This is a genomic window from Methylosinus sp. sav-2, from assembly GCF_004366495.1.
In the GTDB taxonomy this organism is placed as follows: Bacteria; Pseudomonadota; Alphaproteobacteria; order Rhizobiales; family Beijerinckiaceae; genus Methylosinus.
On sequence record NZ_SOEJ01000002.1, the window covers coordinates 390416 to 399436 of the forward strand.

The following is a 9021-nucleotide window of genomic DNA, read 5'->3' on the forward strand; positions in this document are numbered from 1 at the left end:
TCATGCCTTTCCGCCCCGATAGAGCACCAGCTCCGGCCGTCCCGACGCGGCGGGACGCACCACGCGGCGACCGACCGGCTCCGACAGACGAAAATGCGCCTCGCTCGGCGCGATCACGCGAAAAGACGTCAGCCGCAGCGGATTGGCGGGCGCGACGCCGAGCCAGCGCGGACGGCGCGCGGGCGCGATGGCGCCGAGAACCCGGGAATGCGTCTTGCCGAAATGACGCAACGGCAGCAGCAGCAGCTCGAGCTCCAAGACGTCGCCCTCGTCGCCGGCGCGTCCCTCGACTCCAGCGACAACCGGAGCCACGCCGTCGATGACGGTCAGCATGACCGAGGCGAGCGTGCGGCGGTCCTCGGGGGACCACAGATCGAGAAAGGACTTCCCCTTCTGCTCGTCGAGCCAGAGCGCGTTCAGCCGTGTGCCGCAGAGGCGGATCGGAAAGCGGCCCGCTTCGTCGATCTCGATGATGAAGGAATCGGGCAGCGCCTCGCGAATTTCCGCCGGGTCGATCTCGGACCGCTCGGGCGCCGATCGCGCCCCTTTCAAGCGGCTCCAATAGGCGTAGAGTTGCTGGTTGACCTTGTGTCTCATTTTGTTTCCAAAACGGCGTATCGTGAAGGACTTTGCGTCGAATCGGCGCGCCCTGCCGCCCGCCCCCGAGCGGCGAGAGCTGAAGAGCAGACCGCATGCCAGCGGCAAGAAATCGGTAACCACGCGCAATGGCTCCGGCGAGCCTGAAGGACGGCGCTGAGATGAACGATCGTTTCGAGGCGAGGCCACAGAGGGAGAAAATCCTCAATCTGCCCGGCGAGGTCACGGCGCTGCTCGCCGCGCTGGCGGCGATCCAATTCGCGCTCGGCGCTCTGCCCGGCGCGACGGTCTCCGAGATCTTCTCCGCGCTGGCTTTCGTTCCGGGACGAATCTCGATCGTTTTGGCGCCGGACGCCTTCATGCGCTCCATTGCGGGGCAGCTCGCTCCGGGCGTCGAGGCCGGCGATATCGCCGAGGCTCTGGGCGCGGAGCGCCTGCCCTGGTGGACCTTCGTCACCTATGCGCTGCTGCACGCCAATTGGACGCATCTCGCCGTCAATGGCGTGACGCTCGCGGCCTTCGGCTCGCCGCTGGCCCGCCGTTTCGGCGCGGCGCGCTTCCTCGCCTTTCTGGCGCTGACGGCGGCGGCGGGCGCGGCGGCGCATTTTGCGATCCATCCTTTCGATCTCGGCCCGGTCGTCGGCGCCTCGGCGGCCATATCGGGAACCATGGCGGCGAGCGCGCGTTTCGCTTTCGCCCAGGATTCGCGGATCGGGGCGCCCTATGCGTCGCGGCGCGCGTCGAGCCTCGCCGAGCTCTGGTCCAACCGGCGCGCGCTCGCCTTCGTCGGTCTCTGGTTCGCGGCCAATCTGATCTTCGGTCTATTTCCCGGCGCGGCGGGGTCGACGGAGCAGATCGCCTGGGAGGCGCATGTCGGAGGCTTTGTGGCGGGGCTTCTCCTTTTCGGCGCCTTCGACCGTCGGCGCGAGGGAGGCCGTGAGTAACCGCAACAACTAGCGGCAAGTCGAGAGCGATAGATAAACTAGCGAGAGGGGAGGGATTTCATATGAATGTCGCCCGCATACTCGCCCGCAAGGGGGCCGAGGTCGTCACCATCGCGCCTGGACGGACATTGCTGCAAGTGGCGGAGGAGCTGACCCGCCGCGGCATTGGCGCGCTCGTCGTGGTCGACGCCAATGACGAGGTCGTCGGCCTCATCACCGAGCGCGACATCGTCGGCGCCATTGCGCGCGGCGGCGTCGAGGCGCTCCGCGACGAGGTCGCGCGCTTCATGACCGCCGATCCCATGTCGATCGCCGAGGATCATTCGCTGGAAGCGACGATGGAGGCGATGACGGTGGAGCGCCGCCGTCATCTGCCGGTTCTGCGCGACGGGCGTCTCGCCGGCCTCGTCTCGATCGGCGACGTCGTCAAATGTCGGATCGACGAGATCGAGTCCGAGCGCCAGGAGCTTCGCGCTTATATAGCGACCGCCTGAGAGCCGCCGCTCCGCGAGGGTGACGCCGGAGCCGCTTGTCAGCGGCTCACGGCGTCGCGCCGATGAGCGGTATGTGGGCGAAGATGTTGGGCAGCGAGCGCTTGGTCGCCTCATGGCCGAGCTCGATCAATTCCTCGGCGCGGTGGAAGTCGAACATGCCGACATCCTCATGGCGGGCGTGGATGGTCGCGTCGGGCGGATCGCCGGCCATGCGCGAGCGCAATATGCGATCCTGGATGATGTTGAAGGCGTCGATCATCGAGGCCGCGACATTGGGCGCGGCGCCGGGGCGGCGTTGGAAATAGCGCGGCAGCAGATGCGCCGCGAGGCCGGGCTCCGAGGCGTCGGCGAAGGGCGCGCTTTCTTTCGCGCGGCCGCCGCCGGCATGGGCGTGATGATCGTGGATCACATGGGAGCGATACATCGTATCGGCCGTGACGTTCACCGCTATCACGAAATCGGCGCCCAGCGCCCGGCAGACGGTGATCGGAATCGGATTGACGAGCGCGCCGTCGAAGAGCCAACGGTCGCCGATGCGCACGGGCTCGAAAATGCCGGGCAGAGCGTAGGAGGCGCGCACGGCCGGCGCCAGCGCTCCGCGCTTCAGCCAGACCTCGTGTCCCGTGCCGACTTCGGTGGCGACGGCGGCGAAGCGGACCGGCAGATCCTCGATCGTGAGGTCGGTCAGCTCTTTCTCGAGCGCCGCGCGCAGCCGCTCGCCGCCGATGAGGCTCATGCCGGAGAAGGACAGGTCCATGAAGGTGAAGACGCGCCTTTTGGTCATCGAGCGCGCGAAGGCTTCCACGGCGTCCAGCTTGCCGGCGGCGTAGCAGCTGCCGACCACGGCGCCGATGGAGGTGCCGGCGACCACATCGGGCACGATCCCATGCGCCGCCAATTCGCGCAGCACGCCGATATGCGACCAGCCGCGCGCCGCGCCGGCGCCGAGCGCCAGGCCGATCTTGGGCCGTGCAATAGGCGGAGCGGGCTCGCGCGCAATGGGCGGCGCATCGACCCCGCCGCCGCCATCCGGCGCCCATCTGTCGAAGGGATTGCGAAAAAAGGCCGTCATCGCGCCTCTCCTGCCTGCCGTCTCCGCCCGTCTTGATCTTTCTTATATTGGGCGGAAGGCTGCGCGCTGAAAGTAGCGGGGCGGTTAACGGCGCCGCCGCAGCGGTGAGGGGCCGGATCGCGGCTTCGGCTCAGGCCGGCTCGGTTCCGAAGATCGACCAGCCCATGCGCCGCGCGAGCTTCTCCAGCGCGATGCGGCCGAGATGGGAATTGCCATTGGCGTCGAGGCCCGGCGACCAGACCGCGATGGACGCCTTGCCGGGCGCGACGGCCAGAATGCCGCCGCCGACGCCGCTCTTGCCGGGCAGGCCGACGCGATAGGCGAATTCGCCGGAGCCGTCATAATGGCCGCAGGTCAGCATCAGCGCGTTGATGCGGCGGGCGCGCTCGGGCGAGACCACCGACGATCCGGTCGAGGGCGATCCGGTAGAGGGAACACGGCCCGAATGGGCGAGATAGCGCCCCGCCATCGCCAGCTGCCGGCAGGTCATGGCGATCGCGCAATGGTGGAAATAGACGCCGAGCGTGAAATCCACCGGATTGGCGATCACGCCGAAGGATTTCATATAATTGGCGAGCGCGATATTGCGAAAGCCGGTGCGTTTCTCCGATTCCGCCACGGCCCGGTCGACATAGATCGTATCGTCCTGGGCCAAAAACTGCAGAAAGCGCAAAATCTCGCCCAGAGCCTCGCGCGGCTGATGGCCGGACAAGATCACATCCGTCACCGCTATGGCGCCGGCGTTGATGAAGGGATTGCGCGGCACGCCGCGCTCGCGCTCCAGCTGCACGATCGAGTTGAACGGATTGCCGGAGGGCTCGCGGCCGACGCGCCGCCAGAGAAGATCGCCCACCATGCCGAGCGCCAGCGTCAGCGTGAAGACTTTCGATATGCTCTGGATCGAGAAGGGCAGATCGGCGTCGCCGCCAGCGGCGACGCGGCCTTCGGCGTCGATCGCCACCATGCCGAAAGCGCCGGGATCGACGCCCGCGAGCTCGGGAATATAGCTCGCGACCTCGCCGCGGTCCGGCCGCGCCGCCATTTCGGCGGCGATCTCCTGCACGGCTGTTTCGAGCTCGGTCACTTATGCCTCACCAGAGCGCGACGTCGCGGCTTTTAGCTCTCGAGAACGAGGCGGGGAGCGGCGCCGCTCTCGCCCAAATTCTCGACATGGCGATAGAAGCAGGATTTGCGGCCCGTATGGCAGGCCTTGCCGTCGCCGCCGGGCTCGACGGCGAGCAGCAGCGCGTCCTGGTCGCAATCGACCTTCAGCGACACCACTTTCTGCACCTGGCCGGAGGTGTCGCCCTTGCGCCACAGGCTCTGCCGGGAGCGCGACCAATAATGCGCGACGCCCGTCTCCAGCGTCTTCTCGAGCGCCAGAGCGTTCATATAGGCGACCATCAGCACCTCATTCGTCGCCGCCTCGACGGTGACGCAGACGATGAGCCCCTGGGCGTCATAGCGCGGCGCGAGGGCGAGCCCTTCCTCGAGCGCATGAGCCTCGGCCGGCGGCAGAGCGGACATTGGATTTCCCCTGGGAAGCGGTCAGCGGGCGCCGCGGAGCAGCGTGTAGAAATGCACCTGCTCGGCCGGATCGTCGCGGAACACGCCCGAGAACTGCACCGTCACCGTGGAGGAGCCCTGCTTCATCACGCCGCGCATGGACATGCACATATGCTCCGCCTCCACCAGCACGGCGACGCCGCGCGGCGTCAGATGCTGGTTGATCGCGGTGGCGATCTGCGCCGTCATCGCTTCCTGCGTCTGCAACCTGCGGGCGTAGACGTCGACGAGCCGCGCCAGCTTGGAGAGGCCGACAACGCCGCCGGTCGGATAATAGGCGATATGCGCTTTTCCGACAAAAGGAACGACGTGATGCTCGCAATGCGAGAAAAACGGTATGTCGCGGACCAGCACGAGGTCGTCATAGCCCTCGACCTCCTCGAAGACGCGGGCCAGCTCCTCGCCGGCGTCCTCCTGATAGCCGCGGAAGAACTCCTCATAGGCCTTCACGACGCGGCGGGGCGTCTCCTTGAGACCCTCCCTTTCGGGATTGTCGCCCGCCCAGCGCAGCAGCACGCGCACTGCCGCCTCCGCTTCCTCGCGGGTCGGGCGCTCGACGGGAGTCTCGGCCGTCTCGTTACGGTCGAGCAAGGACTTAACCACGGCATCCATGTGGCGCCTCCAGATAGACGATTGGCCCGACCACTTCGGGGAAGACGGCCGCTTTCAACGCGGCCTGCGGAATTATATACTCAGTGGAAGGATTCCACGTAACCCCCCGCTAGCAACTTATCGGCCACAATGCTCGATCAAGTGTACAACCAGCGCATACTGGAGCTCGCCGCGCAGATACCGCGCGTCGGTCGTCTCAAAGCTCCAGATGCAAGCGCCACCGCCCATTCCAAGCTGTGCGGATCGACCGTCACGATCGATCTCACCCTATCGGATGGAAAAGTGGCGGATTTCGCACATGAGGTCAAAGCCTGCGCTCTCGGCCAGGCGGCCTCCTCGATCATGGCGCGCCATATTGTCGGCTCCACGCCGCAAGAATTGCGCGCCCTGCGCGAGACCGTCCGCAAAATGTTGAAGGAGAATGGCGCTCCCCCCGATGGAAAATGGGAGGAAATCGCCATTCTGGAGCCGGTGCGCGATTTCAAATCGCGTCACGCCTCGACGCTCCTGACCTTCGACGCCGTCGTGGACGCGATCGGGCAGATCGAGAAACGACAGGGCTGAGAGGGGCGCTTCGGCGCTCCTCTCATCCGGCGATGAGGCCCTGCATGGGCGCGACGCCGGCGGAGTCGGGAAAAGCCTTCTCCGCCAGCGCTTGCGCCGTGAGGCCGAATTGCTCGGTCAAAAGGCCCTTCAGCACGGCGCGCAAATCATGGGTCGGGGCGAGATCTCGCTCCTGAAAGAGACGGCTCGTCTTCAATCCGGGCCAGTCGGCGATGACGCGCGCGCCTTTCACCGCGCCGCCGGCCAGAAATGCGACGCTCGCCGTCCCATGATCGGTTCCGCCAGTGCCATTGACGCGCGCCGTGCGGCCGAATTCGGTGATGGCGACGACGGCGGTGTCCTTCCAGGCCTCGCCGAGGCCTTTCTCGAATTCCTCCAGCGCGCCGTCGAGGCCCGTAAGGCGCGTCGCCAGCAGGCCGTTCTCATTGGCGTGCGTGTCCCAGCCGTCGAAGGCGAGGGCGGCGACGCGCGGTCCGTCCGGCGTCGCCAGCAGCCGCGCCGCGCCCATGGCGGCCTGACGCATGCCATTGGGCTGGTCCATGCCGCCGCGCGACTTGGCCATATCGCCGGTGAGCCCGCCCGAGGTCGCGATTCTATCGGCGTCCAATCCGGCCCGCAGCGCGGCGGCGAGCGTCGGATCGCTATGCGTGTAGAGATCGAGCACGCGCTGAGCGAGGTCTTCGCCAGCCGGCGGCAGCACTTGCGGCGCCCAGCCGAGCGCCGGCGCCGGCCCGCGCATCACAAGCGGCGGCGCCGCGCCGACGCCGAGCCCGCGACGCCGCGCCGGCTCCGAGGATTGCAGCGCGAAGACGGCGCGATTGAGCCAGCCGGATTCGGTGTGCCCCGGGCCGGCGAAGCCGCTCTCCAGCACATCCTGCCCGTCGAAATGCGAGCGCTCGCGATAGCTCGTCGCCACCGCATGAACGACGCTCGCTTTTCCTTCCTTATACAGACGCGCGAAGACCGGCATTGCGGGATTGAGCGCGAAAAATCCGTCGAGCGGCAGAGCGGGCTTGTCGCCGATCGGCGAGAGAGCGAGCGACCCGCGCAGCGCCGCGTAATCGGGATCGCCGATCGGCGCGACGGCCGAGAGTCCGTCCAGCGCGCCGCGCAGCACGATGACGACGAGGCGTGGATCGCGCGCCGCCGCGGCGCTCGCCGCTTTCGGAAAATGCGCCAATGCGAGAGAGACGCCGCCGAGCGCGAGGAGGCGGCGGCGCGAGAGAGTGGAGGAAGAGGGAATGCGCATCGTCACCTCCGTTGAAATTCGGGGGACATGAAGAGAATTGCGAGCGCCTGCGGGCGCGATTCCGCGCGCGACGCCGCTTCCCGCGTCTCGCGGGAGGCGGCGAGGCCGGCGGCGGTGTCGAGCACGCTCAGCGGATGGCCGATGTCCTTCAGCCTCTGCGCCATCTGCCAGGCGACGTCGAGGCGCAGCTTCATCGCCTCGGGCGAGGCCCAAGCGTCGAGACTGTCGGGATAGCCATTGGGGCCGGGCGGCTGCCACAAGGGCATGCCCATGGCGTTCAGCATGTTGAGATATTGGCCGGGATCATTGGGCAGGACGCCCGTCGCCCGCGCCACCGCCATGAGATATTCGTCCGGCGTGCGGATTTTCGCGAGAGGCTCGCTCCAGGCGAGATCGCTCGCGATCAGCGCCTCCGCCACGGCGGAGAGATCGCCCTCCGTGTCGCGGAAGGTTTTCGCCAGCGTCTCGACGATCGGCTTCGGCGGCGCGTCGGCGATGAAATGCCGCGCGAGCTTGGTCGCTATATGCGTCGCCGTCGCCGGATGGCGGGCGATGTCGGCGAGCGCCGCCGCGCCTTGCTCGCGTCCCGTTTGCGGATAGTCCTTGCCGAGCAGAGCGGGCGCGCCCGGCTCGTGCCAATTGGCCTTGAACACGAAGCCGCCCGGCTCGCCGATCTCGCTCTCGGCTTCCGCGAAGCTCCAACCGGTGATGATGCGCGCCAGCGCTGTCACATCGGCCTGCGAATAGCCGCCGCCGACGCCGAGCGTATGCAGCTCGAGGATCTCGCGCGCGAGATTTTCATTGAGGCCCTTGCCGGCGAAGCGCCCCGCCGCCGAGCCCGGCCCGATGGAGCGCTGATTGTCGAGATAGTAGAGCATGGCCGGATGGCTCTCGACCGCCGCCAGCAGATCGGCGAAGCGGCCGAGCGCATACGGCCGGATCGCCTCGCGCTCGAAGGGGCCGGCGGCGACGCGGAGGATTTGTCCCTTGGCGACCGAAACGGCGAAATGATTGGACCAGAAAGCGACGAGACGCTCGACGAAGCCGGCCGGCGCGCTCGCCTGTTTCTCGAAACGCGCCATCGCCTCGGCGCGAAACAATTTCTGCTCGACAGGCGGCTCTTGCGGCTTGGGCTTGCCGTCGGCGCCTTGCGGCGGCGCGGCGGGGCCGGGCGCGGCCATCGCCGCTCCGGGACCGGTCATGGAGACGCGCGTCGCCTCCGTGGCCATGGCGCGCTCGCGCTCCATGCGCTTTTCCTGCTGATCGGCGAACAGCGCCTGCAGGGCGACATTGGACGGGGCGAGCGAAGCATTTTCCAGCCGGCCGACATTGGGCCGGCGCAGCTCTTCCAAGAGAAAACCGCGCGGATCGGCGGCCGCTGCGGCGAGATCGCCGGGCTTGGCTCCGAGGCCGAATCTGCAGAGAGCGATCAGCGCGCCGCGAGGATCTGGACCGATGGCCATGTTCCCCCCTCGATCGTGAGCCGCAAAATAGCGGCGCTCGCTCTATGCCCCCGCGCAGATGACCAGGGGATGAACCGCGAGCGGAGCGACCTATAATTTTCGGGAGGCGGCGTCGCCATCTCTTACGGTGTAAGAGTCGGCGCGCGATTCTCGAGGAGGAGAAGCCGAGCGTGCCGACGACCTATCTCCCGCGCGTCACTGCGGCCGATCACGAGCTTTTGCGTCACAGCGTCGATAATTATCCGGCCGACACGCACGACAAATGGCTTCGCCTGCAAGCGAAGGAAATCGCCAATTGGCGCGCGAGCGGCTGGGATGTCGTCATGATCGACGTCAGCGCCGAGGATTTCGACCGCTATTGCCGCGAAACCAGAGCGAGCCCCAATTTCCACACTTTCCGCGCAATCGCCTCCGCCAAGGCGATCGGCAAATTCGCATGAGCGCCGCGCAATCCTCGAAG

Annotated in this window: 11 protein-coding genes; 4 read left to right on the plus strand and 7 right to left on the minus strand. The window is 67.2% G+C overall.

Translation table 11 applies throughout. The annotated features are described in order from the left end of the window. Window positions 1–597 carry a PAS domain-containing protein gene (locus EDE12_RS08095; protein ID WP_024879127.1) on the minus strand — a complete coding sequence of 199 codons (597 nt, stop codon included), beginning with the start codon at window positions 595–597 and terminating at the stop codon, window positions 1–3. 161 nt (window positions 598–758) lie between these two features. Here EDE12_RS08095 and EDE12_RS08100 point away from each other — a divergent pair, with 161 nt between their 5' ends. Further along, a complete protein-coding gene (locus EDE12_RS08100; protein ID WP_036290438.1) occupies window positions 759–1541 on the plus strand; it encodes a rhomboid family intramembrane serine protease in 783 nt (260 codons plus the stop codon). A gap of 62 nt (window positions 1542–1603) precedes the next feature. Beyond that, window positions 1604–2035 (plus strand): CBS domain-containing protein, encoded by a 432-nt coding sequence (locus EDE12_RS08105; protein ID WP_026598022.1) that lies wholly within the window; start codon window positions 1604–1606, stop codon window positions 2033–2035. 46 nt (window positions 2036–2081) lie between these two features. On the opposite strand, the gene EDE12_RS08110 is transcribed toward EDE12_RS08105, so the two are convergent. The 4 genes from EDE12_RS08110 to folE form a co-directional block, all read right to left on the minus strand. After that, a complete protein-coding gene (locus EDE12_RS08110) occupies window positions 2082–3107 on the minus strand; it encodes a patatin-like phospholipase family protein (protein WP_026598023.1) in 1026 nt (341 codons plus the stop codon). 130 nt (window positions 3108–3237) lie between these two features. After that, window positions 3238–4191 (minus strand): glutaminase, encoded by a 954-nt coding sequence (locus EDE12_RS08115; RefSeq protein ID WP_024879131.1) that lies wholly within the window; start codon window positions 4189–4191, stop codon window positions 3238–3240. 32 nt (window positions 4192–4223) lie between these two features. Next, complete coding sequence (gene hisI / locus EDE12_RS08120; protein ID WP_026598024.1) at window positions 4224–4634, minus strand: phosphoribosyl-AMP cyclohydrolase; 411 nt, start codon at window positions 4632–4634, stop codon at window positions 4224–4226. Window positions 4635–4655: 21 nt separating this feature from the next. Then, complete coding sequence (gene folE / locus EDE12_RS08125; protein WP_018264614.1) at window positions 4656–5285, minus strand: GTP cyclohydrolase I FolE; 630 nt, start codon at window positions 5283–5285, stop codon at window positions 4656–4658. 129 nt (window positions 5286–5414) lie between these two features. Between folE and EDE12_RS08130 the strand changes: the two genes are divergently transcribed. Continuing rightward, on the plus strand, window positions 5415–5849 hold the full coding sequence (locus tag EDE12_RS08130; RefSeq protein ID WP_024879133.1) for an iron-sulfur cluster assembly scaffold protein: 435 nt from the start codon (window positions 5415–5417) through the stop codon (window positions 5847–5849). A gap of 22 nt (window positions 5850–5871) precedes the next feature. On the opposite strand, the gene EDE12_RS08135 is transcribed toward EDE12_RS08130, so the two are convergent. Both EDE12_RS08135 and EDE12_RS08140 read right to left on the minus strand, forming a co-directional pair. Beyond that, on the minus strand, window positions 5872–7098 hold the full coding sequence (locus EDE12_RS08135; RefSeq protein WP_036290441.1) for a DUF1501 domain-containing protein: 1227 nt from the start codon (window positions 7096–7098) through the stop codon (window positions 5872–5874). 2 nt (window positions 7099–7100) lie between these two features. Further along, window positions 7101–8561 carry a DUF1800 family protein gene (locus EDE12_RS08140; RefSeq protein WP_134188033.1) on the minus strand — a complete coding sequence of 487 codons (1461 nt, stop codon included), beginning with the start codon at window positions 8559–8561 and terminating at the stop codon, window positions 7101–7103. A 170-nt stretch (window positions 8562–8731) separates the two neighbouring features. Here EDE12_RS08140 and EDE12_RS08145 point away from each other — a divergent pair, with 170 nt between their 5' ends. Continuing rightward, window positions 8732–9001 carry a hypothetical protein gene (locus tag EDE12_RS08145; protein ID WP_026598026.1) on the plus strand — a complete coding sequence of 90 codons (270 nt, stop codon included), beginning with the start codon at window positions 8732–8734 and terminating at the stop codon, window positions 8999–9001. Window positions 9002–9021 lie beyond the last annotated feature (20 nt).